Origin of the sequence: Sphingopyxis panaciterrulae, from assembly GCF_014199295.1 — a bacterium.
Lineage (GTDB): Bacteria > Pseudomonadota > Alphaproteobacteria > Sphingomonadales > Sphingomonadaceae > Sphingopyxis > Sphingopyxis panaciterrulae.
Genome location: NZ_JACIJH010000025.1, coordinates 1 through 23,377, shown reverse-complemented (window position 1 = coordinate 23,377; position 23,377 = coordinate 1). Strand labels below are relative to the sequence as shown.

Here is a 23,377-nt window from a genome sequence, read left to right as displayed (position 1 = left end):
AAGATCGTCGACATGTATATGCAGGGCAAGATCGAGATCGACCCGATGATCACCCACGTCATGGGGCTGGAAGAGATCAACAAGGGCTTCGACCTCATGCACGCGGGGGAAAGCATCCGCAGCGTGGTGGTTTATTGAGGCGGCCGACGCCGTCCGGTCGCGACTGTCGCTGAGATATACGGAAGCCAGTCAGGTTCGCGTTGACGCTATTAAATAGGACGTATACATCTTAATTTATCGAGTCAGTAAGGAACGCAAAGTGACCACTTCAACCTTGGTATCCGCCAAAGGCGGCGCGGGCACGCAGCGGCGTCCGTTGCGAAATTTCATTGATGGCGAATTCGTCGATGGGGGACTTCCGTTTGAGATCCGTAATCCGGCGACCGGCGCGGTGCATGCCGTTGCGTACGAGGCCGATGCCACGATGATTGATTCGGCGGTGGCGGCTGGGCGTCGCTGCGTTGACGGCGAATGGGGACAGATGCCGCTCGTTCGACGGCGTGCGCTGTTGGCGCAGGTGGCCGCGAGAATCGAAGAACGCTTCGACGAATTTCTGGAGGCCGAGATCGCCGACACGGGCAAGCCGCGATCGATGGCGGCGCATCTCGATATTCCGCGCGGTGCCGCCAATTTTCGCATATTCGCCGATTTCATCGCCAGCCTTCCCGATGAGGCGTTCGAGATGGACACGCCCGACGGCGGTCGCGCGATAAACTATTCGGTCCGCAAGCCCTTAGGTGTCGTCGGGGTGATCAGTCCCTGGAACCTGCCGCTGTTGCTGATGACCTGGAAGGTCGCACCTGCCATGGCATGCGGTAACGCGGTCGTCGTCAAGCCTTCGGAGGAGACACCGTCGACCACGACGCTGCTGGCCGAGGTGATGAACGAGGTTGGCATCCCAGCGGGCGCCTTCAACGTCGTGCATGGTTTCGGCCCCGGCTCCGCCGGCGAAATGATTACCTCGCATCCCGGTATCCGGGCGATCACCTTCACGGGCGAAACGCGAACGGGAGCCGCGATCATGCGTTCGGCCGCCGCGACGACCAAGGCGCTGTCATTCGAACTGGGCGGTAAGAATCCGGCTATCGTCTTTGCCGACGCCGATTTCGATGCCGCGGTTGCCGGCCTTGCGCGGGCAGCGTTCCTGAATACCGGGCAGGTGTGCCTGGCGCCGGAACGCATCTATGTCGAGCGGCCGATATTCGACCGCTTCGTCGCGGCAATGAAGGAAAAGGCAGAAGCGCTGCGGCCCGGGCTTCCCGATGCCGACGGCACCGACCTCGGCCCGTTGATCTCTGAGGAGCATCGCCAGAAGGTACTCGAATATTATCGACTCGCGATCGAGGAGGGCGCGACGCTCGTTACCGGCGGGGGCGTTCCGGCGCTGGAGGGTTTGGCGGCAGGCGGCTATTTCGTCGAGCCGACGATCTGGACGGGATTGCCGCAAAACGCGCGCGTCACTCGCGAGGAAATTTTCGGCCCCTGTTGCCACATCGCCCCCTTCGACAGCGAAGAGGAGGCGATCGGTCTGGCGAACGACACCGACTATGGCCTCGCTTCTTCGGTATGGACCCGCGACCTGTCGCGCGCACACCGGGTTGGGCGGGCGATGAATGTTGGCATCAGCTGGGTCAACAGCTGGTTTCTGCGTGACCTGCGAACTGCTTTCGGCGGCGCAAAGCAATCGGGCTTCGGCCGCGAAGGGGGTGCCCATTCGATCGCCTTCTACTCCGAAATCACCAACATCTGCATAAAGGTCTGATCCGATGCCGCTTGCCCAGATTTCCATCCTCGAAGGCCGCACGCCCGAAATGATCGCCGACATGGCGGAGGCGGTGACGGTCGCTATTTCGGAATCGCTGGCGGCGCCACGCGACCGGATCCGCGTTGTCGTGACCGAAATTCCCGCCGAGAAATGGTTCGTCGCCGGCCAGTCGATGGCGGCGCGGGCGAAGGGCTGACGCGCCCGCCCCCCCCCCCCTCGCGCGTCTGAAAACGGAGGCAAAGATGGCCGATCTGCACGATATCCGCTACGTCCGCGTCGGCACCGACCGGCTCGACGAAAGTGTCGAATTCGCGATCCGCATATTGGGTCTCGAACTCGTGCATCGCGATTCCGACGCCGCCTATCTGCGTGGCGACGATCGCGACCATAATATCTGCTATGTGAAGGGAGCCGCGGAAGGGCATGTAGTCGGCTTTGAGATGGCGACGGGCGAGCAACTCGACCAGGCCGCCGCCGAGATGGAGAGGGCCGGTATCGCGGTCCGCCGCGGTAGCGCCGAGGAGTGCGAGCGTCGCCGGGTGCGCGACATGATCCGTTTCGCCGACCCGTCGGGCAATGCCATCGAACTGGTCTCGCGGCCCGCGGCCAGCGGGCGGCGCTATTTCCCGTCACGCGCCGCCGGCATCACATCTTTCAGTCATATCGGCCTGCGCACGACCGACGCCCGCACTGACGAAGCCTTTTGGACCGGCCGCCTTGGCGCCAAGGTCAGCGACTGGATCGAGGATGCGGCGCTGCTGCGGATCGATGGCGTGCATCATAAGGTCGCCCTGTTCAATTCGGCCTATGCCGGTGTCCACCACATCAATTTCCAGGTGGGCGAAGTCGATGACATCATGCGATCCTGGTATTTCCTTCAGGAACAGGGGGTGCAGATCGCCTTTGGACCGGGACGCCACGCGACGTCCGGCGCGCGCTTCCTCTACTTCTATGGCCCCGACGGCATGATCTACGAATATAGCTGCGGCGTGCGCGTCTTTTCCGAGGAAGAGGAGCGCGTGCATGTGCCGCGGCAATTCCGCCGCGAGCCGACCAGCTATTGCACCTGGGGATCGAAACCCGACATCGCCGAATTTCGGTCCGAGGCGGAAGGCAGCATCGCCCATGCCGGCTGACGAGGCACATCGCATCCTGCGGCTCGCGGCGCGCGCGATGGGACGGCATGGGCTGGCGCACGCCTATGGCCATGTCAGCCGGCGCGTGGACGCGGCGCATTTCCTTGTCACGCCGCCTTGTCCCCTGTCGACGGTTTCCGCCGCCGACCGGGGGACGCTGGTGCCGCTCGATGGGCCGCTGCCCGACGGCGTGCTGGGCGAGGTCCGGCTCCACCGGGAAATCTACCGCCGCCGCTCCGATGTCGGCGGGATTTGCCGTGTGCAGCCGCCGGCGGTGATGGCGTTGTCGGCGCTGGGGCGGACGCCGCGCGCCCTGCATGGCCTTGGAACCTATTTCGCTCCGGCACCGCCGCTGTGGCCAGGCACCGCCTTGATCCGCGACGATGAGTCCGCGGGGCAGGTGGCGGACATGCTCGGCGATGCGATCGCCATCATATTGCGCGGCAATGGGGCTCTCGTCACCGGGGCCGGGTTGGAGGAGGCGTCCGCCAACGCCTTTTTCCTGGAAGATGCGGCGCGTGTCGAGGTGGCGTTGCTGCCCGCGCGCGGGACCGGCGTGGAGGTGCTGGAATATAGCGCCGACGAGGCGGCGGCGCGCGCGACCGCCGCGGGCGGCATCTATGAACGCATGTGGGATTTTCTCTGTTTTGGGGACGTGGAATGGAAGGAAGCGGCGTGATGAGCCGAACAGATGCGACTTCAGTTTTGCAAGGCCATGCCGATGCGCTGGCCGGGGCCTATGGCGGCGAGGCGGTCCGGCCGATCCGGCGCGCGTTTGAAGACGCGGGCACGATCGAAGACGCCTATGCGATCCAGGCGCTTAATACCGATCGCTGGTTGCACGAGGGGCGTATCATCGTCGGCGCGAAGATCGGATTGACCGCGAAGGCGGTGCAGGCTCAGCTTGGTGTCGATCAGCCGGATTTCGGCATCTTGTTCGCCGACATGGCGGTCGAGGATGGCGCCGCGATTGCGCCATGCCGCCTTCTTCAGCCCAAGGTCGAGGCAGAGGTGGCATTCGTCATGCGGCGCGCGCCGGACATCGATCGGCTGACAACGGCGGAGCTTTTGTCGTCGGTCGACTATGCGCTGCCCGCGCTGGAAATCGTCGACAGTCGGATCGCGGGATGGGACATCGGCATCGTCGACACGATCGCCGACAATGCCTCGTCTGGCCTTTTCGTGCTCGGGACGACGCCGGTGCCGGTCGCGGGGCTCGACCTGCGGCTCTGCGGTATGGTCCTCGAGAAGAATGGCGAGCCGGTGAGTTTCGGTGCAGGTGCCGCCTGTCTTGGCCACCCGCTCCATGCGCTCGGCTGGCTTGCGCGCACCTTAGCAAAGGTCGGTCGCCCGCTAGAGGCGGGAAGCATCGTTTTGTCGGGTGCGCTGGGTCCAATGGTGGACGCCCGGCCTAGCGATGTTTTCGAGACGCGCATCGAGGGCGTAGGCTCTGCGCGCGTCCGCTTCGGTCAATGAAATTCATGGGGTTGGCAAAATGGGCAAAGTGAAAGCAGCGATCATCGGTTCGGGCAATATCGGCACCGACCTGATGATCAAGATGATCAAATATCCGCAGAATATGGAACTCGCCGCGGTCGTCGGCATCGATCCCGCGTCCGAAGGCCTCGCCATGGCGCGCGATCGGGGTGTCGCGACCACGTATGAGGGGCTGGAAGGGTTGAAGAAACTCGATTGCTATGACGAGATCGGCATCGTGTTCGACGCGACCTCGGCCTATGCGCACAGGGTGCATGACGAGGCCTTGCGCGCTGACGGCAAGCTGGTGGTCGACCTGACCCCCGCCGCCATCGGCCCCTTCACCATTCCGCCCGTGAACATGGACGCCAATCTGGACGCGACCAACGTCAACATGGTGACGTGCGGCGGGCAGGCGACGATTCCGATGGTCGCCGCGGTGAGCCAGGTGGCGACGGTGCATTATGCCGAGATCGTGGCGTCGGTTTCGTCGCGGTCGGCGGGGCCCGGCACGCGCGCCAATATCGACGAGTTCACGCGCACCACGGCACAGGCGATCGAGAAGGTCGGCGGCGCGGCGCAGGGCAAGGCGATCATCATCCTCAATCCGGCGGAGCCGCCGATGATCATGCGCGATACGGTATTCACCCTGTCGGAAGGGGCGGATGAAGAGACGATCCGGGCGTCGGTGAAGGACATGGTCGCCAAGGTGCAGGCCTATGTGCCCGGCTATCGGCTCAAGCAGGAAGTGCAGTTCGAACGCTTCGGCGACAATAATCGCCTGAAGATTCCGGGACGCGGCGAGTTCACCGGCCTCAAGACCTCGATCTTCCTCGAGGTCGAGGGCGCGGGCGATTATCTGCCCAGCTATTCGGGCAATCTGGACATCATGACGGCCGCTGCCAAGGCCACCGGCGAACTGCTCGCCGAAAGGATCAAAGCGAGAAAGGTCGTCGCATGAGCTTCGATATATCCAAGGACAAGCTGTATATTCAGGATGTCACCCTGCGCGACGGCATGCACGCCATCCGCCACATGTACGGTATCGATCACGTCAGGGCGATCGCCAAGGCGCTCGATGACGCCGGGGTGGACGCGATCGAGGTTGCGCATGGCGACGGCCTGAACGGCGCCAGCTTCAACTATGGCTTTGGCGCACACACCGACTGGGAATGGCTGGAAGCCGTTGCCGAAGTGCTCACCAAATCGGTGCTCACCACGTTGATCCTGCCCGGTGTCGGCACCGTCGAGGAACTGAAGCGCGCCTATGATATCGGCGTTCGTTCGGTCCGCGTCGCGACGCATTGCACCGAGGCGGATGTGTCGAAGCAACATATCGGCATCGCCCGCGATCTCGGCATGGACGTGTCGGGCTTCCTGATGATGAGCCACATGATCGAGCCGGAGGTGCTGGCGCAGCAGGCGCTGCTGATGGAAAGCTATGGCGCGCAATGCGTCTATGTCACCGACAGCGGCGGCGCGCTGGACATGGACGGTGCGCGCGCCCGCTTCCAAGCCTATGACCGCGTGCTCAAGCCGGAGACGCAGCGCGGCATGCATGCGCATCACAATCTGTCGCTCGGCGTCGCCAATTCGATCGTCGCTGCGCAGGAAGGCGCGGTGCGCATCGACGCCAGTCTGGCGGGCATGGGGGCCGGGGCGGGCAATGCGCCGCTGGAGGTGTTCATCGCCGCGGTGGACCGCAAGGGCTGGAACCATGGCTGCGACGTCATGGCGCTGATGGACGCGGCCGAGGATCTCGTCCGCCCGCTTCAGGACCGTCCGGTCCGCGTCGACCGCGAGACGCTCGCGCTCGGCTACGCCGGGGTTTATTCGAGCTTCTTGCGGCACGCCGAGAAGGCGGCCGCCGATTACGGCCTCGATACACGTACGATCCTCGTCGAACTCGGTCGTCGCAAGATGGTCGGCGGACAGGAGGACATGATCGTCGACGTTGCGCTCGACATGCTCAAGCAGGGGGAGGCGGCCTGATGTCGTTGATCGAAACACTGGCCGAACGGCTGGACACGGCGGCGCGGACGGCGACCGCGACCCCGCAGCTCACCGATCCGCTGAGCGTCGAGGACGCCTATGCCGTTCAGGCCCGGTCGATGGCGCTGCGCTATGCACGCGGTGAGCGCCGAGTCGGGATCAAGATGGGCATGACCAGCCGCGCCAAGATGGTGCAGATGGGCGTTGAGGACATGCTGTGGGGCAGATTGACCGACGCCATGCTGGTGGAGGATGGCGGCGAAATCGATTTTCCGGCTTTCGTCCATCCGCGGGTCGAGCCCGAAATCGCCTTTCTGCTCGGCGCGCCGCTGGGAGAAAAGGTGACGCCGATGGCCGCGCGCGCGGCGCTGGCGGGGGTTGCCCCCGCGCTGGAGATCATCGACAGCCGCTATGAGAATTTCAAATTCTCGCTGACCGATGTGATCGCGGACAATAGTTCGTCCTCGGCTTTCGTGACCGGCGCCTGGGCCGATCCGGCGACCGACCTGTCGAATCTAGGCCTAATTCTCGGATTCGATGGAGAAGCGCGGCAGGTCGGTTCGACTGCGGCGATCCTGGGCGATCCGATCCGGTCGCTGATCGCCGCGGCCCGGCTCGCGGCGCGTGCGGGCGAACCGCTGCAGGCCGGGGATGTGGTGATGGCGGGAGGCGCCACGGCGGCGGAGGCACTGTCACCCGGGCAGCATGTCCGGTTGGAAGTGCAGCATCTGGGCCGCGCGGAGTTTCGCGTCTCCTCCGGTTGACGCAGTTGGCGTCTCGCTGTCACATGGCTGCGGAACGCAAGGCAGGCTCATAAATGCACGACGATCGGGACGAGAGGGAAAGGCTGCTGTCCAGCTTGCATCTGCTTGATACGCCGGGCCATTTGCTGCGCCGGAATCACCAGCGATCCTATGAGATTTTCGCGGGGCAGGTGGGCGATGATGTCACGCGCCAGCAGATGGCGCTGCTCATCGCGCTTTATCAGAATCCCGGGGCAGCCCAGAACGGGCTGGTCGCCCTCACGGGTTTCGACAAGGCAACCATCGCGGAGATGCTCGGGCGCATGATCGCGCGCGGGTGGGTGTCGCGGTCGCGCGATGCCCGCGACGGGCGGGCATGGACGATGCATATCACCGACGCCGGGCGGGACATGTTGCTGGAGCGCATTCCGCTGGTCGTCGCCGCCCAGACGGAAATTCTGGCACCGTTGCCGGAGGATATGCGGCCCGTTTTTCTCCATTGTCTGCGACTTCTGCTCGGGCTCGGCCCGGTCGGCGAGGATTCGGGCGAGGCCGGCTGACAAGGACGATCGCGCCGAACATGCACGCGAGCCGTGTTGACACTATATAATAAGTTATGCCATCATAATATATAGGCTGCTTCGGTCGCAATCGAATGACGGCTGGGAACGGGTGCGCCGCCTGACGCATCGAAAGGGGAGATGTCATGCCGATTGTCAGTAGCAGCGCGGGTAAATTGCGCGGTGTCCGCCTCGACAATGGTTTGATTGCCTTTCGCGGGATTCCCTATGCGGCGGCGCCCGTCGGGCCGCTGCGCTGGCGGCCGCCGTCGCCGGTAACGCCTTGGGCCGATGTGAAGGATGCGCTCGACTTTGGGGCCGATGCGATTCAGGTCGCGGGCATCCGGGAATCGCGTACGCCGGCACAATCGGAAGATTGTCTGTTTCTTAACATCTGGGCGCCGGAGGAAAAGCGCGAGGGCGGCTGGCCGGTGATCATCTGGTCCGGCGGTGGCGGGTTCAATACTGGTGGCGGGGCCTTTGTGGTCGAGGATCCGGCAAAGCTCGCGGCGCGGGGCGCCGTGGTGGTGTCGTTCAACTACCGGCTCGGCATCTTCGGATTTCTTGCACATCGGGCGCTGAGTGCCGAATCTCCTGTCGGCAGTTCGGGCAACTATGGTCTGATGGATCAAGTCGCCGCGCTCGAATGGGTGCGTGAGAATATCGCGGCGTTTGGTGGTGACGCCAATCGCATCAGCTATATGGCCGAATCGTCGGGCGCGGCGGCGGGGTTGCTGATGCTGGCGATGGAGCGCGAACGGCCGCTGTTCGACCGTGCCATTCTTCTTTCTCCCGGGTCGATCTCGCCACTGCTGCCTTTGGACCAGGCGGAGACATCGGCGGCGGCACTCGATATGAGCGCAGAGGATATGCGCGCCCTGACGGTGGACGAATTGCTGGCCGCTGCAAAGTTGCTAGCTGCCGGACCCTCGAACCTGTCGGTGGCACGGCCGATGCGGCCGATCATCGACGGCCATCTGATCACGAGCGATCGTTCCTATGCCGAGGACCGCTTTGCCGCTGTCCCGGTCATCATCGGAACGAACGAGGATGAGGGGCGCTTCTTCACGCGGCGCATGGCGATTTCGACACGGGCGGACCTTTCGCGCTATCTGTCGGACAGTGTCGGTATCCATGCCGACCAGGCGGCGATGTTTTATCCAGCGGCCAGCGACGAGGATGTGGCCGCCGCCGTCGCTGCCGCCTATGGCGACATATCGATCAACCATCCGGTAGACCGGCTCGCGCGCGCCTTCGCTCGTCGTCAACCGCAGACATTCCGCTTCGTATACACTTATCGGCATGGGAACACGCGGAAGCCGCCGACCCATTCGGAGGAGGCGGAAACCTTCCTCGACACGCGTCCGCATGTCACCCCGGCCGATGCCGAAATGGCCGATCTGATCGGCCGTTATCTGCTCGCCTTTGCGGAAAATGGCGATCCGTCGTTGCCGGGGGTGTCCGAATGGCCGGCCTTCGATGCTGAAAGCGAGCGCTATCAGCGGCTCGACCTGCCGGTGACGGAGGGCGCGCGCTGGCGGGCGGAACATATGCGTTTCCTTTCGGAAGCATTCGATTCAACATCATAAGCTGGCGGTGAACGACGACGCAGTCGGTCCCACAGAAGAGGTTAGAGAGATGGCAACAGGCGCCGGAGCGGAAACGCTCCTGATTGACGGCATATGGCGGAACGCCCATTCGGGCGGGCACTTCCCCAGCATCGACCCGGCGACGGGCGATAGCTTGGGCGAGGTCGCCGCGGGCGATGCGTCGGATGTCGATGCGGCGGTGCGCTCCGCGCGCGCGGCATTCGACGAACGGCGCTGGCTTTCGATACCCTATCCGCAGCGTGCGAAGATATTGTTCGACATCGCCGACCGGATCGAAGCGGCAGCGGACGAACTGGCGGTGGCGGAAGTGCGCGAGAATGGCATGCCGGTCGCGATGGCGCGCGCCACCATCGCCAATGGCGCGCAGGCTTTTCGCTATTTCGGCGGCTGGATCGGCAAGATTCACGGTCAGACCGGCGAAATCGGAGCCGGCGATGCATTCCATGGCTTCACGCTGAAGGAACCCGTCGGCGTCGCGGCGCTGATCGTGCCATGGAACGGGCCGTTCATGCTGGCGTGCCACAAGCTGGCCCCGGCGCTCGCGGCGGGATGCACCGTGATCCTGAAGCCCGCCGAGGATACGTCGCTCAACACGATCCGCCTCGCCCGCATCGTCGAGGCGGCCGGCGTGCCCGCGGGCGTGCTCAATGTGATCACCGGCCTTGGTTCGGTCGTGGGGCAGGCGCTGGCCGATCATCCCGACGTCGACAAGATCAGCTTCACCGGCTCGACCGCGACCGGACGCCGGCTGATCGAGGCGTCGGCGGGTAATTTCAAGCGCCTCTCGCTTGAACTGGGCGGCAAATCGCCCGTGATCGTACTCGACGATGCTGACATCGACATGGCGGCGCCTGCGATCGTCGGCGGCATCATGAGCAATTCGGGTCAGGCTTGCCATTCGGGATCGCGACTCTATGCGCAGCGCGGCATCTATGACCGGCTGATGGCGGCGGTCGCCGACATCGCGTCGAAGCTCGTCGTCGGCAACGGCCTCGACGAGGCCACGCAGATGGGGCCGGTCATATCGCAGGTGCAATTCGACCGCGTCATGACTTATATCGATAGCGGCGTGGCCGAGGGCGCGGAGGTTGCCACTGGCGGTAGGCGGCGCGGAGGCAGCGGCTTCTTCATCGAGCCGACAATCCTGTCGCACGCGCCCGCTGACGCGAGGGTCGTGCGCGAAGAGATTTTCGGTCCCGTGCTGTCGGCGATGCCGTTCGACGATCTCGACTGGGCGATCAGACAGGCCAACGCCTCGCGCTACGGCCTGGCAGGCGCCGTCTACACGACGTCGCTGTCGAAGGCGCATCAGGTCGCGCGCGCCATCCGGGCCGGGACGATCTGGATTAACACCCACCGCCCCACCGATTTCTGGACGCCCTTCGGCGGCTACAAGGAATCTGGTTGGGGCCGCGAAGGCGGGGCAGAGGGGCTCGATGCTTTCATGGAGACCAAGTCCGTCATCGCCCGGCTCCATTGAGCCATCGTCGACAGGAGACGCGCATGATCGACCATCAAGAGCATCGGATCACTGCGGTGGATGGCGTGGAAATCGCCTATGTCACGTTCGGCGAGGGGCGCCCATTGCTGATCTCGCACGGCGGCTTCACCATCGCCGATGAATGGTTTGCGACCGCGCGGCCGCTTGCGGCAGGTCGCCAAGTCGCGATCGTCGAACGGCGGGGACGGGGACGCAGCGGCGATGCGCCCGCGCACAGCCTCGACCGCGAAATCGATGATCTGGCTGCGGTGGTTACGGCGCTCGGGGGCGATGTCGACCTTTTCGGCCACTCCTATGGCGGGGCCTTGTCACTGGGCTATGCGCTGCGCACCGGCTTCGAAGGAAAGCTGATCCTCTACGAACCGACTACCGCGGTCGCCGCGCTGGTCGGCGGCGACAAGCTGGCGCCGGTAAAGGCGTTGTTCGATGATGGAAGGACGGAGGAAGCGCTTGTCCTGCTCTACACGAGCGTGCTGCGGATGCCTGTCGACTTCGTCGAAGCGACGCGCGGAACGCCGGCCTGGGATCACCATCATGCGTTGCTGGGCAGTTTTCTGCGGGAGGTTGCGGCGTTGGACGGCTTTGCGCCGACGATAGAGGATTGCGCTGCGCTGACGGCGCCCACCGCTCTGCTGCTCGGGTCGATGGCCGATCAGTGGACACGCAACAATGCTGCGGGCCTGGTCCAGCGCCTTGCCGGCATGACCTTACTGCCCGTTCATGGTCAGAGCCATTTCGCGCATCTGACCGACCCAACGATGCTTGCGGCACTTGTCGCTGAGACGCTCGATATGTTGGCTCGGGACTGACGGTCGCCGTGACCAGAGAGCTTCAATCGCCCTATCTTTTCGATTGCTGGTATGTTGCGGCATGGGCGAATGAATTGCGGCCTGGCGAGCATATGAGGCGCGTGCTGCTCGACAGGTCCGTGCTGCTGATGCGAGGCCTGAAGGGCGATACCGCCGCGATCGGCAATGTCTGCCCGCACCGCTTCGCTTCGCTTAGCGAGGGGCGGTTTGAACGTGATCTCGTCGAATGTCCCTATCACGGCCTGCGTTTCGATATGAGCGGACAATGCGTTCACAATCCGCACGGGGATGGCCGGATCACCGAACGTGCGCGCGTGGCAAGTTATCCGCTTGTCGAGCGCCACGGCGCGCTGTGGATCTGGCTCGGTGACATCATGGCGGCCGATCCCGCGCGCATTCCGGACCTGTGCTTGCTGGAAACCACCGATCCCACCGACCGCGCTCCGGGCTATCTGCTCACCAAGGCGAATTATCAGCTGCTGTCGGACAATATCCTCGACCTCAGTCACGCCGACTTCATCCATCCCGCCACTTTGGGAACGGGCGGCGAAATCGCGGGGACCAAGGCGAGGGCGCGACTGGAGGGCGACATCGTTACCGTCGAATGGGCGTTTACCGGTAAGGGCATGGCGATGGAGCGGTCGCTTCGTGACGGTGCCGAGGTCGACAGCCGGTTCGAGGTAACCTGGTATCCTGCCGGCGTCATGATCCTGCGCAACGACGTCGGACCGGTCGGCGAGGGGGAGCCCGCGGCCAAACGGGCCGGCGTGCATATCATGACCCCGGAGACATCGCGTACGACCCATTATTTCTTTGAAAATGCCGATGCCGGACGCCGCAAGAAACTCGCCTTGGCGCTGGATGTTTTCGAGCGCGAGGATGGTGTCGTGCTCGAAGAGGTACAGCGCAACATGGGCGACAGCGATTTCTGGGATATGGAGCCGCTGATCCTCTCGAGCGATAGCGGGGCGATTCTGGCGCGCCGCGTCCTGCAACGGCTGATACGACGCGAGCGAGCGCGTTCCGCTACCGCGTCTCACCCGCCTCAGAAAGCGCGACTCAGCCAGCCATTTTGATCAGGTCGGCGACCTTCTCCCCGATCATTATCGCAACCGCATTGGTATGGCCGCCGATCAGCTCGGGCATGACCGAGGCGTCGGCGACGCGTAGTCCGCCGACGCCATGGACCCGCAGCGCGGGATCGACGACCGACCCGATCGCGCAGGTTCCGCCAGGATGATGTGCGGTCGCGACGGTCTGGCGGGCATAGGCTTCCAGCGCCTGATCGTCGGTGAAGTCGGGGCCGGGGAAGATTTCCTCGCCCACGAAATCACCGATCGGCGCCGTGCGCATCAGGCCGCGCGTCCAGGCGACGCTATATTTCAGCCGTTCCCGGTCCTGCGCGTCGGCCAGCAGATTATACTGAATATGCGGTGGCGCCAGTGGGTCGGCGGACGCGAGCGTGACAAAGCCACGGCTTGCCGGACGCAGTATGACATTGATTGAGGTCAGCATGTCGGGCACCGGCTGACGCCAGCCGGGGAACCAGACCCGAGCGTCCATACCGGTAGGCAGGAAGATATTCTCTAGGTCAGGTCGTTCGAGATCCGGGCGTGAGCGGTGATAGGCAATTGAGGTCAAAGGCACGGTCGCGGCCGGCCCGCCCCCCGACAGCAACCATTTCAGTCCCGCCAGCGCAATGCGATCGGCACGCAGACGCCGGCCGAAAGCGAAGGGCCGGCGCGCCGCAAACATCATCGGCGTCACGACATGATCTTGCAGATTTCGTCCGACTCCGGGCAGGTCCGATCGAACCTTGATATCGTGGGCGCCGAGTGCGTCGCCCGGTCCGATGCCGGACAGCATCAGCAGATGGGGCGAAGCGAACGCGCCGCCGCACAGGACGACCTCTCTCGTCGCACGGACGATTCGGACGTGGCCGGCGTAGCGATATTCGACGCCGCTAGCGCGGTCGCCTTCGAACAGGATGCGCGTTGCCTGCGCGCCGGTGCGGATCGTCAGATTGGGTCTGCGCCGGACGGGGTGAAGAAAGGCATGCGCCGCGCTCGCGCGCCGCCCCCGGTCGATCGTGAGATCAGGAAGGGCGAAGCCGTCGGGGCCGTCGGTTTCGAAATCCTCTACCACCCGATGGCCCTTGCTATGGGCGGCGGCATGAAGCGCGGATGTCAGTGGATCGGACCTGTCGGCCCGCGTAACGGCGAGCGGGCCAGAGCCGCCGTGCCGCGCCGTCTCGCCGCGCCAGTTGCGTTCCGACCGACGAAAATAGGGGAGGACATCGTCGAAACTCCAGCCCGACGCGCCCATCTGTGCCCATTGGTCATAGTCGCCGGGATGGCCGCGCGAATACATGAGCCCGTTGATGGATGAGCAACCGCCAAGCACCCGTCCGCGCGGGGCCGGGACGCGGCGGTCGTCGGCGAAGGGTTCGGGTGCCGATTCATAGCCCCAATCGAACAACCCCTTGGTCCGAAGGATGCGATAGGCGAGCGGCATCGCCATATAGAGGCTCCGCGCGTCGGAGCCCGCTTCGATCAACAGGACCGACAGGTCCGGATCCTCGCTCAAGCGGCTTGCGACGACACTGCCGGCGGAACCCCCGCCGACAATGACATAATCATATATTTCGCTGCCGCTCGGCATCATGGCCGCTCCGTCAGGCCATGCCAGGGCGGCACTTGTTCGGGATAGCCTTTCACAAGCTCGTCATAGGTCGTCCGATTGAAGCTGGGAAAGCGCGGATTTATATTTTCGGGCGGCAGAGCGGCGTCGATCTGATCCAGCGTTTTTTCTTCCTCGACCATTTGCTTGATCGCACGTCTGCGTTCGATGGCGTCGCGAAGCTGAATTTCGAGTCTGGCGCGCGGCGCGATCGGCCCGTGCCCGGGTACGATCACGTCCGCATCGAGCGCGAGGATCGTCTGCATCGCCTCGATCCACCCGAGCGATGAACCGCCCCGGCGGATGCTGGGGAATCGTCCCTGGTCGGTCAGCACGATATCGCCCGCAAAAGCGACCCGATGATCGGGGAAATAGACGATCAGGTCTCCGCTGCCATGTGCCGGAGCCACGTAGATCATTTCCACCCTTGTTCCGGCAAGCACCATGCGTTCGGTTGCGCCGATCACTTGGTGCGGCATGCGGCTGGATGCGACGGCCTTGTACAGCGGTCCGAAAAATGGCCCGCCATCATCGGCGTTGGCAGCAGCGAGTATCTGGGCGCGGCTATTTTCATGCGCGATGATGCGAGCCGTGTCCGGATAGGCTGGCAGCCCCCCGACGTGATCGGGGTCGGCATGAGTCAAGAGAATAGCAGCGATTGGGCGCGGTGTCGTCGCGGCGATCAAGGCGATCTGTGCCGCCCCTTCGGCCGGCGTGCGCTGGGCATCGATGACGATCACGCCATTCTCGGCAATCACGAAGCCCGTATTGGCGATCCCGCCATCGACCCTGTATATATTCTCGCCGATCGCTTGTGAGCGAAGGGGAGTGCCCGACATATCCTGAGCCATGGCGGTGCAGGTTCCACAAGCGATGGCGGCCGCGATCAGCAACGGTTTTGACAAGGTCGGTTCGTCCTCAAAAAAAGCTGATGGCGGCGCCGCGCTTCAGAATTGCAGGCTGACCTTGGCGCCAAAACGCCGCTTTTCCGGCAGGCCAAGGAAGATCGTGTTCTGTGTTGGCGTAATGACCGGCGTCAGCTGCGGTGGCGCGGCCGAATAGAGCGTGTCGGGTGCCCGAAGCGCTTCGGCCAGACTGTCGTCGTTGAACAGATTCTTGACATAGAGTTCGAAGCTGAACCGCTCGCCCACATCGAAACTGGCCCGGGCGTTGACCAGATGGCGGCCGCGGACATAGGCGGAGTTCCCATTGTCGATGAACCATTTGCTGCGATAGAGCCAGTCGAGCCGCAGGCTGCTCTTGCTTCCGAACGGCCCGTCGAAGCTCAGCACCGGCGACAGGCTGAAGCGCCACTTCGACACATGGTCCAGCATGTTTCCCGACACGTCAGTCGTGCCGATGATGAAGCCGCCGTCGGGAAAGACCGAGCGCTTGATCTTGTTGTCATTATAGTCGACCGACCCGGAAAGCGTGAGATTGTCGCTGACGAACAGGTCGCCGTTGAACTCGGCGCCCCACAGATTCACCTTGCCGACATTGTTGACCAGATTGATCGGCGTTGCAGGCGGGCCGGGCAGGAAAACCGGCGTCGTGACCTGTCCGTTGGTGAGCTGGAGATAATAGAGCGCCAGCGTCGTCCGCAGCTTGCGGTCGAACCAGCTGCCCTTGTGCCCGATCTCATAATTGTCGAGCTGCTCCTCGGCAAAGAAAGTGTTGAAGCCGGATGGCACTTGCGCCGCGAGCTCGGGGTCGAGTGTTGGCAGCACCGCGTTGAATCCGCCCGGCTTGAAGCCGCGCGAGAAGGTCGCATAAACCATGTGATCGGGTGCGATCTTGTAATCGACGGTGACGCGCGGCGAGAAGCTGCGGAAGGTATTTTGCAAAAGGGAGCCGGGCACCGGAAACACAGCTTGCTGCGATATCTTGTCCCATTGATAGCGCGCCTCCGCGCTGATCGTCACGGCATCGGACAGGTCGAAATAGAGCCCGCCGAAAACCGCCGGCGTGCTGACGCCCGAATCGGTTCCCCCGTCGAACGTGGAGGGCAGCGGACCGACATTGGTGATCAGATAGCCGACGGTCGCTGGACCATAGACTTTGAAATAGCTCGCCCCGAACGTCGCGCGGACGCGCTTGTCCTGCGGCGACGACACGCGAAATTCGCCGAACAGGTCGTTGGTCTCGCGCTTTGCGAGACCTGCAAGCTGGATGAACTGGGGCTGGAGCCCCGCCAGTGCCGGATCTAGGAAGGGGTTGGGAATGTCCGACGTGTCCCGGCCGATCAACGCGCGGATATTGGTCAGCGCCAAATGGGTATAGGAACCCAGCGCCGAAAATTGCCAGCCGCCGTCGCTCTCGACGTCGATCCGCCCGTTCACATGGTGGATGTCACGCTTCAGGCCGAAGCGGCCGAGGGACGGGCCGAGGCCGAAGCCGTCTAGGTTCAGAAGGCTGTTGTCCACCAGCGCGCTGCGGATCAGGTCGTTGACGACGATATTGTCTCCGATCTGGGCCGGGTCGATGTCCGACAGGTCCGGCAACCTGCCGCAATAATAGGGACTGGTGCCGCCGAGGTTGCAGTCGAGCAGCGGCGTGGTGCCGAAGGCCATCAGCTTCGCGGTCGCCGGATGGCTGTCGTTGTCGCGGCTGTAGGAATAGAAGAGCGACATATCGACGTTCGCCGAAGGCGTGGCCGCCAGCGCCAGCGAGACATTGTCGGTCTGCTGCTGGCCGAGCGGTAGCTTGTTGACGGCCGAGCGATATTGGCCGCCGAACTCATAGTGGCGCACGCTCAGCCGGGCGGTCAGCACGTCGCGGATCAGCGGACCTTCGATCGATCCGCGCAACTCGTAAAGATTGTCGGTACCTGCCTCCGCGCTGACCCGTCCCGCATATTCGTTCGACGGCTTTTTGGTCACGAAGTTGATCGCGCCGGAGAAGGTCGACCGGCCAAAATAGACGCTCTGCGGCCCTGTCAGCACTTCGAATCGCTCAAGGTCGGTGATGTCGGGCGAATTATTGCCGGTATAGGGTGCGCCGTTGATGAATATCGTCCCGAAGCTCGTCGAAAGACCGCGGAACACCAGGCGGCTGGCCGAACGGTCGGGCAGGCCGCCTGCACCCTGGCCCTGCGACGTCAGGCCGGGGGTATAGTCCGCGATCTCGGTGATGCTCTTGACGCCGGTGGCTGCGATCTCACCCGCCGACACCGCCGAAACGGCGACCGGGACGTCGAGCAGATTTTCGGCCCGCTTGCGCGCGGTGACGACGATTTCTTCAAGGCCCTCGGACGAATTGCTGACCGTTTCGGCAACCGCGTCCTCCTGCCCATATGCGGTGGCGGGCAAGGCCAGGGCCAATGTCGAGGCCGTCAGGATAAGGGTGCATTTTGAGCGGACCTTTGGATGAGCCGAAGTCCTCGACGCATCGCCCTGATCAATTGCGGCGGTCCCAGCGCCCCGCAAATAATATGCTGACATCATAATTTCCCCTCCCATCGACGGGCCGTTTCAGGCCTCGTTCCGCCAGGATGATAATGGCCTATCATAAGGATTGCAATAATAACTTATGCTGACATAATATATGAACTAACAAAACAGGCGTGGAGGGGTTAGGCAATTGGCAATTCGCCCATTTATAGCTGCTGCAGCGATTGTCGCCTTGTCTGTCGCGCCGATTCCGGGATCGCATTCGGTCCACGCAAGCCAGTCCAACAGCGCCGCGCCGGACCGACCCAATTATCTTGTCATCGTTGCCGACGATCTGGGTTGGTCGGACTTGGGGAGCTTTGGCGGCGAAATAGAGACGCCGCATCTTGATGCCCTCGCGCTTGCCGGGATTCGCTTCACGGGCTTTCATACGGCGCCGGCCTGTTCGCCAACGCGCGCCATGCTGATGAGCGGCGTCGACAGCCATCAGGCGGGATTGGGTACGATGGCTGAACTGGCCGATGACGCGACGCGGGGGGCGCCGGGCTATGAAACTTATCTGAACGATCGCGTGGCCTCGATCGCCGAACTCCTCAAGGCGGGCGGCTATCTGACTCTAATGACCGGGAAATGGCATCTGGGTTTGACCCCGGATCGTGAGCCCGCGGCGCGCGGCTTTGAAAAAAGCTTCGCGCTGCTGGAAGGGGCGGCCAATCATTTCGGCGCGGATCAGCAGGGCGCGTGGCGCAGAGCCGGTCTTGCGCCCAGCTATCGCGAAAATGGCAAGCCGGTCGAGTTTCCGGTTGGAGCCTATTCGTCCGACTATCTGGTCGACCGGTTGATCGGATTTCTCGAAGACAGCGCCCGAGCGGGCGACGACCGGCCTTTCTTTGCCTATCTCGCCTTCACCGCCCCCCATTGGCCGCTTCAGGCGCCCCGCCATCTGATTGAGAAATATCGGGGACTCTACGACAAGGGTTATGACGCGCTGCGCGAGGCCCGCCTTGCCGGACAGAAACGGCTGGGCCTGATTCCCGCCGATACTATCCCGCATCCCATGACCGGCGTCAGGCCATGGCATTCGCTTGGGCCGGGGGAAAGGGCGGATCAGGCTCGCAGGATGGAGGTTTACGCGGCGATGGTCGAGGGGATGGACCAGAATGTCGGCCGCCTGGTCGCGGAGCTCAAACGGCTTGGTCGCTATGACGATACGGTGATCCTGTTCCTTTCCGACAACGGACCCGCCGGTAACCCCCGCGCAACCCCGGATCACCGACGACACGGACCGCCAGACCGGAGACTGGGTATCGACAATGGTCTCGGCAATATTGGCAATTTCGACAGCTATGTCTCCTATGGCTCCGGTTGGGCGCAGGCCGCCTCAGCCCCGTCGCGCCTGATGAAAGGCTATCCGGCGCAAGGGGGGATCCGCGTCGCGGCCTTCGCTGCGGGCCGGGGCGTGGTAGGGAAGCGGATCGTCCACGCCACTCTGGATGTGCGCGACATCGCGCCGACATTGCTCGATCTCGCCGACCTCATCCAGCCCGCAACTTATGCCGACCGCACGATCCTGCGGCATCAGGGGCACAGCCTCGGCCCTTTACTTCGAGGAAAAGCCACTTCGGTTCGCTCGTCGGAAGAGCCGCTCGGCTATGAACTGCTCTTTCACCGCGCCCTTCGAAAGGGGGACTGGAAAGCCCTCTATGTGCGGGGACAAGCCGAGGAGACACCTCGCTGGCAGCTCTTCAATATCGCGCGCGATCCCGGTGAAACCAAAGATCTAGCGGATACCGAACCGGAAAAGCTGCGCGAGTTGGTCGGCGACTATGACGCCTATGCCACGGCCAAGGGAGTATTTCCGCCGCCGGGCGAATAGACGAAGCTCCCCGCGTTTGAAATCCGCGCTGGTGCGGGTTTCTGCGCCGCCGGTGACATCGATCAAATGTGCGCCCAGGCATTGGTCGTCGGCGGCGACCGAGGTGAATGCAGGTGATGGAATCCGGGCTGCCCTTTTCGGCGGCCGGATCGATCCTATGTCGAAGCGATGTCCTTGAGAGCGATGGAATCATTCGCGAGCAGGGCGGGGCTCAGAACGGCGCCCGACATGATATGCGCGCGGCCTTGGACATAATCCTTAACGCTGTTCACACAGTCGAGCGCGATCAAGCGGCCTCCCCTCAGATAAAGGATGGAGAAACTTCGACGCGCCGGGTCTCCGCGCATCACGGTCTGATCGTGTCCCCGCGAGATGCCGGCGGTCTGCAGCTTGAGATCAAATTGATTCGACCAGAACCAGGGAAGGGCGTCATAGGGAGAATCGATGCCGACGATATGCGCGGCAACTGTTTTGGCTTGGTCATGGGCGTTCTGAATCGATTCCAGACGGACACGCTTTCCATTGGCAAAAGCGTTTATGTGCGATGCACAATCACCGATGGCGTAGATGTCGGCAAGGCTGGTACGGCAATATTCATCGACATGCACGCCGTCGCCTACTGCGGCGCCGGCTGACGCCAACGGTCCGATTTCGGGTAGGATGCCTATTCCGACAATCAGCATGTCGGTGACGATCCGCTCGCCCTCCCGTGTCACCACGGCGGTGGCCGTCTCGGCGACTATCTCGATCGCTTCGACGCCTGCGCCAGTTCGCAGATCGACACCGTGCCGTCGATGCTCCTCTTCGAAAAATTGAGATAGCTGTTCACCGGCCACGCGTTCGAGGACGCGCTTTTGCGCTTCCAGCAGCACGACCTTCTTCCCGAGCTTGGTGAGAACCGATGCCGCTTCGAGGCCGATATAGCCCCCACCAACGATGGTCGCACACGATACACGATCCAACTGCGCCCGAATCCTGTCGACGTCTCCACGTTGCCTGATGACATGAACATTTCCGGCGTTCGCGCCCGGACAGGTCAGCAGGCGTGGGGTGCCACCAGCCGCCCAGATGAGTTTGCCATATTCAAACTCGTGCCGGCTGGTCCCGGCACGCTTCCGGCCGACATCAATCGTATCGACCCGCAGACCGGTGAAGGTCTCGATGTTCCGATCTAGCCAAAACGCTCTGGGGCGAAGCAGGAGGCGGTCAAAACTCTTCTCGCCGGCAAAATATTCCTTGGAGAGGGGAGGGCGTTCATACGGAAGGTCTTCTTCCGCGCCGATCAGACCGATCGAGCCCGAGAAACCCAATTGACGCAGCGTTATTGCGGCTTGTGCTCCGGCATGGCCCGCTCCCGCAATCAGAATATCAAAATGGCGCATGACACGGACTCCGGGAGGCTGATGCCGCTGCTCGGCCTCTCGCCAACAACAGGGGCCTCGGTGCGACTTATGTGGGACGAGAGGTTAGTCCTCGGGGGCAATTTCGACGGCGAGGCCGTCGAGCTCGGCCGAAAGCGTCAATTGGCAGGACAGCCGCGATGCCGACTGCCGATGATCGCTACTCTCGAGCAGGTCGTTTTCGTCGCCGCTCAACGGTGGCAGTGCGCCAAGATCAGGCGACCGGACGTAGACGTGACATGTGGCGCAGGAGCAGCAGCCGCCGCACAAGGCGATCAACTCGTCCAGCCCATTTTCGCGTATCGCTTCCATTAGCGATAGTCCGGGTTCGGCCTCGACCGTGCGGTCGTTGCCTTGCCTGTCGCGCACCAGAATGCGTATCATCGTTCGGGTGCGCCCGCCGACTGTTCGACCTGGTGACATGTCTGTTCGCGCTCTGCTTCTGCCTTGATCATCTGCGCGAGCTTGCGCCGCACTCGCACCGAAGGTTCGTCGATGCGCAAGAGTTGCGGTTGCAGATCCCAGAAATCCGCGTCGCCCATGCGCTGTTGCTGTGCCTGGATCATCGGTTCGTCTTCGGTCGAGAAAATATTGTTGCGCGTCTCGGCGAAGCGCGCGTTGAACGCGGCGTCATCCACAGCGAAATCGCGAGTGCTGGCAAAGAAATAATGCGTCGTTCGGCTCGTTTCCGGGGTCATGATATGGACGTTCATCGTGTTCATATTGTTGTGCGGCCCGTCGCGCGCCTCTCCCGCCGGAACGTTCGCGCCGCTCAGTGTCATCACCGCGGGGGCGGACCATTCGACCGTGTTCCAGTAATCGACACGATCGGCTTCGGTAATGCCGCGGATGGAGCGCATCAGCGGCGACGGAATCTCGTTGAGACAGTCGCGCCGCACTCGGATATGACCATCTGTTTCGGACACCTGCGCGCGCGTGCGCGTGAAGGCACCGCTTCCCAGCGTTGTGGCATGGAGATAATCGACATGTGTCAGGTCGAGAATGTTGTCTACATAGAGGAGGTAGTGGCCCTGCCCATGCAGATAGCCCTTGCTGAATGCGGTTTCAGGGGCTGAGACGAGGAAGCTAAGGTCGCGAATGCTGCCCGGTTCGGCAAGGGCGGGATCGCCCATCCAGATCCAGATCGCGCGATGGGCCTCGACGACCGGATACTGCCTGACGGAAAGGTTGCGGAGAATCGGGCCATGCGGGTTGTGGGCGCATGTCCCATTGCGGTCGAAGGCAAGCCCATGATAGCCGCAGGTTAGCCCCCCGTTAGCGACTTGTCCCTTGCTCAGCGGCGCAAACCGGTGAGGGCAGCGGTCATAAAGTGCTCCGAGTTCCCCTTGCTCGTCGCGAAAGAGCACGATGGGCTGATCGAGAAGCTTTCGGGCGAGCAGGCCACCGTTCTCGACTTCGTCCGCCCAAGCCGCCATGTACCAGCAGTTGCTTAGGTAGCTCATCGCAAATCCTCTCTCACCGGCATTTTTCTTCCTCGCTTTGTAACTTCAATGCGTCGTGATCATAAGCTGCGTTGTCTCCGGCGACGAGCTGATACGATCAAAAAGCATCGCATAATAACTTATGCTAGCATAGCATTAACCGATGATGCGCGGTGGGTCAAGTTGGAGTCGGGACTCCGTGATTGTCAAAGTCAGAAAACGGAGTGGCGGCGAACGGGACGGGACGATATTTGAGCCCATATCTTTTTCTATCCCTTCGCTCCGTTTTTCGCCTGATGTTGCAAAACGGGCTCAACGCGGCTTTGCGGCGCCTTGGTCTGCGAAGGACGAAATGACCGGGCATGGCTTTCGGGCTAGCCCCATTCTTAAGCGGGTCGGGCGCCGATCTAATATATCGGCTGTCGCTCTTTTTGCCATTTGATCGCACCGCCATAACCCATCTTGCACCCGCCCAGATTGTAAATCATCCTCGCGCGCGAGGGTGAGAGATATGGTCAACCGGCGACAACGACACGAATATAGCGCGCAAGACAGGGCGATCCTGGATCGGCTCGACCGCAAGTTTCGGCGCTCCTTGCTGACCTATTTCGGTCGCCGGACGAGCGACGTCAGCGATCTTGAGGACATGGTGCAGGATGTGTTCGTGCGCCTTATCAAGCGCGGCAGCGCGTCGGAACTCGAGCGCCAAAATCTCAGCGCCTATGTGTTCGAGACCGCAAGCAGCGTTCTGACCGATCATCTGCGAAAGAAGATTACGCACCGCAATCATCTATACGAACCATTCGATCAAGATCGTCATGGCGAGAAGGATTTTTCGCCGGAGCACGTTCTTATATGTCAAACGGCGTTCAAAAGGGACCCCCGATCGGCGTCGAAGAGGGATCCCCTTTTTGGATATGATGTTGGTTTGTTGAAGATGGCCTTGCGCTGCGCGCGGCGGAGGGCGGGCGTAGCCCGACCGGAGGCGCGCGCAGCGCA

The 23,377-nt window shown here is 62.8% G+C and carries 21 protein-coding genes and 1 pseudogene; 16 read left to right on the top strand and 6 right to left on the bottom strand.

All coding sequences use genetic code 11. From position 1 onward, the window contains the following. From FHR21_RS20260 to FHR21_RS20195, 14 genes and pseudogenes are all read left to right on the top strand, one after another. A pseudogene (locus FHR21_RS20260) lies at nucleotides 1-138 on the top strand (S-(hydroxymethyl)glutathione dehydrogenase); the annotation flags it as partial. Between the two features lie 136 nt (nucleotides 139-274). Continuing rightward, nucleotides 275-1,762, top strand: a complete 1,488-nt coding sequence (locus FHR21_RS20255; RefSeq protein WP_246427372.1) for a 2-hydroxymuconic semialdehyde dehydrogenase — start codon at nucleotides 275-277, stop codon at nucleotides 1,760-1,762. A 4-nt stretch (nucleotides 1,763-1,766) separates the two neighbouring features. Further along, entirely contained in the window at nucleotides 1,767-1,961 is a 195-nt protein-coding gene (locus tag FHR21_RS20250) for a tautomerase family protein (RefSeq protein ID WP_184101700.1), read from the top strand. A 46-nt stretch (nucleotides 1,962-2,007) separates the two neighbouring features. After that, nucleotides 2,008-2,901 (top strand): VOC family protein, encoded by an 894-nt coding sequence (locus FHR21_RS20245; protein WP_184101698.1) that lies wholly within the window; start codon nucleotides 2,008-2,010, stop codon nucleotides 2,899-2,901. Beyond that, the gene (locus FHR21_RS20240; protein WP_184101696.1) at nucleotides 2,891-3,580 is read left to right on the top strand and encodes a class II aldolase/adducin family protein; all 690 of its coding nucleotides are present in this window, start codon (nucleotides 2,891-2,893) and stop codon (nucleotides 3,578-3,580) included. Before FHR21_RS20245 ends, FHR21_RS20240 begins: the two co-directional genes overlap by 11 nt. Further along, the gene (locus FHR21_RS20235; RefSeq protein ID WP_184101694.1) at nucleotides 3,580-4,377 is read left to right on the top strand and encodes a 2-keto-4-pentenoate hydratase; all 798 of its coding nucleotides are present in this window, start codon (nucleotides 3,580-3,582) and stop codon (nucleotides 4,375-4,377) included. The genes FHR21_RS20240 and FHR21_RS20235 overlap by 1 nt, the downstream gene beginning before the upstream one ends. A 19-nt stretch (nucleotides 4,378-4,396) precedes the next feature. After that, nucleotides 4,397-5,338: an acetaldehyde dehydrogenase (acetylating) gene (locus FHR21_RS20230; RefSeq protein WP_184101692.1), complete on the top strand. Its 942-nt coding sequence runs from the start codon at nucleotides 4,397-4,399 to the stop codon at nucleotides 5,336-5,338. Further along, the gene (gene dmpG, locus FHR21_RS20225; protein ID WP_184101690.1) at nucleotides 5,335-6,369 is read left to right on the top strand and encodes a 4-hydroxy-2-oxovalerate aldolase; all 1,035 of its coding nucleotides are present in this window, start codon (nucleotides 5,335-5,337) and stop codon (nucleotides 6,367-6,369) included. Before FHR21_RS20230 ends, dmpG begins: the two co-directional genes overlap by 4 nt. Next, nucleotides 6,369-7,133: a 2-keto-4-pentenoate hydratase gene (locus FHR21_RS20220; RefSeq protein WP_184101688.1), complete on the top strand. Its 765-nt coding sequence runs from the start codon at nucleotides 6,369-6,371 to the stop codon at nucleotides 7,131-7,133. The genes dmpG and FHR21_RS20220 overlap by 1 nt, the downstream gene beginning before the upstream one ends. Nucleotides 7,134-7,186: 53 nt before the next feature. Next, complete coding sequence (locus FHR21_RS20215; protein ID WP_276569312.1) at nucleotides 7,187-7,672, top strand: MarR family winged helix-turn-helix transcriptional regulator; 486 nt, start codon at nucleotides 7,187-7,189, stop codon at nucleotides 7,670-7,672. Between the two features lie 146 nt (nucleotides 7,673-7,818). Then, nucleotides 7,819-9,261: a carboxylesterase/lipase family protein gene (locus FHR21_RS20210; RefSeq protein ID WP_184101676.1), complete on the top strand. Its 1,443-nt coding sequence runs from the start codon at nucleotides 7,819-7,821 to the stop codon at nucleotides 9,259-9,261. 49 nt (nucleotides 9,262-9,310) lie between these two features. Further along, entirely contained in the window at nucleotides 9,311-10,762 is a 1,452-nt protein-coding gene (locus tag FHR21_RS20205) for an aldehyde dehydrogenase family protein (RefSeq protein ID WP_184101674.1), read from the top strand. 23 nt (nucleotides 10,763-10,785) lie between these two features. Next, nucleotides 10,786-11,592, top strand: a complete 807-nt coding sequence (locus FHR21_RS20200; RefSeq protein ID WP_184101672.1) for an alpha/beta fold hydrolase — start codon at nucleotides 10,786-10,788, stop codon at nucleotides 11,590-11,592. 8 nt (nucleotides 11,593-11,600) lie between these two features. Then, a complete protein-coding gene (locus tag FHR21_RS20195) occupies nucleotides 11,601-12,668 on the top strand; it encodes an aromatic ring-hydroxylating oxygenase subunit alpha (RefSeq protein WP_184101670.1) in 1,068 nt (355 codons plus the stop codon). On the opposite strand, the gene FHR21_RS20190 is transcribed toward FHR21_RS20195, so the two are convergent. From FHR21_RS20190 to FHR21_RS20180, 3 genes are read right to left on the bottom strand one after another with little or no spacing between them, the layout of a single operon-like run. Next, the gene (locus tag FHR21_RS20190; protein ID WP_184101668.1) at nucleotides 12,652-14,253 is read right to left on the bottom strand and encodes a GMC family oxidoreductase; all 1,602 of its coding nucleotides are present in this window, start codon (nucleotides 14,251-14,253) and stop codon (nucleotides 12,652-12,654) included. The two genes, FHR21_RS20195 and FHR21_RS20190, sit on opposite strands and share 17 nt — an antisense overlap. Beyond that, a complete protein-coding gene (locus tag FHR21_RS20185) occupies nucleotides 14,253-15,164 on the bottom strand; it encodes an MBL fold metallo-hydrolase (RefSeq protein WP_184101666.1) in 912 nt (303 codons plus the stop codon). The genes FHR21_RS20190 and FHR21_RS20185 overlap by 1 nt, the downstream gene beginning before the upstream one ends. 54 nt (nucleotides 15,165-15,218) lie before the next feature. Next, nucleotides 15,219-17,579 (bottom strand): TonB-dependent receptor, encoded by a 2,361-nt coding sequence (locus FHR21_RS20180; RefSeq protein WP_184101665.1) that lies wholly within the window; start codon nucleotides 17,577-17,579, stop codon nucleotides 15,219-15,221. Between the two features lie 313 nt (nucleotides 17,580-17,892). Between FHR21_RS20180 and FHR21_RS20175 the strand changes: the two genes are divergently transcribed. Further along, nucleotides 17,893-19,536: an arylsulfatase gene (locus tag FHR21_RS20175; RefSeq protein WP_246427370.1), complete on the top strand. Its 1,644-nt coding sequence runs from the start codon at nucleotides 17,893-17,895 to the stop codon at nucleotides 19,534-19,536. 155 nt (nucleotides 19,537-19,691) lie between these two features. On the opposite strand, the gene FHR21_RS20170 is transcribed toward FHR21_RS20175, so the two are convergent. The 3 genes from FHR21_RS20170 to FHR21_RS20160 all read right to left on the bottom strand — a co-directional run bounded on the left by FHR21_RS20170 (nucleotide 19,692) and on the right by FHR21_RS20160 (nucleotide 22,399). After that, nucleotides 19,692-20,918: an NAD(P)/FAD-dependent oxidoreductase gene (locus FHR21_RS20170; RefSeq protein WP_184101664.1), complete on the bottom strand. Its 1,227-nt coding sequence runs from the start codon at nucleotides 20,916-20,918 to the stop codon at nucleotides 19,692-19,694. 84 nt (nucleotides 20,919-21,002) lie between these two features. After that, the gene (locus FHR21_RS20165; protein ID WP_184101663.1) at nucleotides 21,003-21,320 is read right to left on the bottom strand and encodes a 2Fe-2S iron-sulfur cluster-binding protein; all 318 of its coding nucleotides are present in this window, start codon (nucleotides 21,318-21,320) and stop codon (nucleotides 21,003-21,005) included. Beyond that, nucleotides 21,317-22,399, bottom strand: a complete 1,083-nt coding sequence (locus FHR21_RS20160) for an aromatic ring-hydroxylating oxygenase subunit alpha (protein ID WP_184101662.1) — start codon at nucleotides 22,397-22,399, stop codon at nucleotides 21,317-21,319. The genes FHR21_RS20165 and FHR21_RS20160 overlap by 4 nt, the downstream gene beginning before the upstream one ends. A 490-nt stretch (nucleotides 22,400-22,889) precedes the next feature. Here FHR21_RS20160 and FHR21_RS20155 point away from each other — a divergent pair. After that, the coding region (locus FHR21_RS20155; RefSeq protein ID WP_276569311.1) for an RNA polymerase sigma factor at nucleotides 22,890-23,377 on the top strand (488 nt) is incomplete at its 3' end.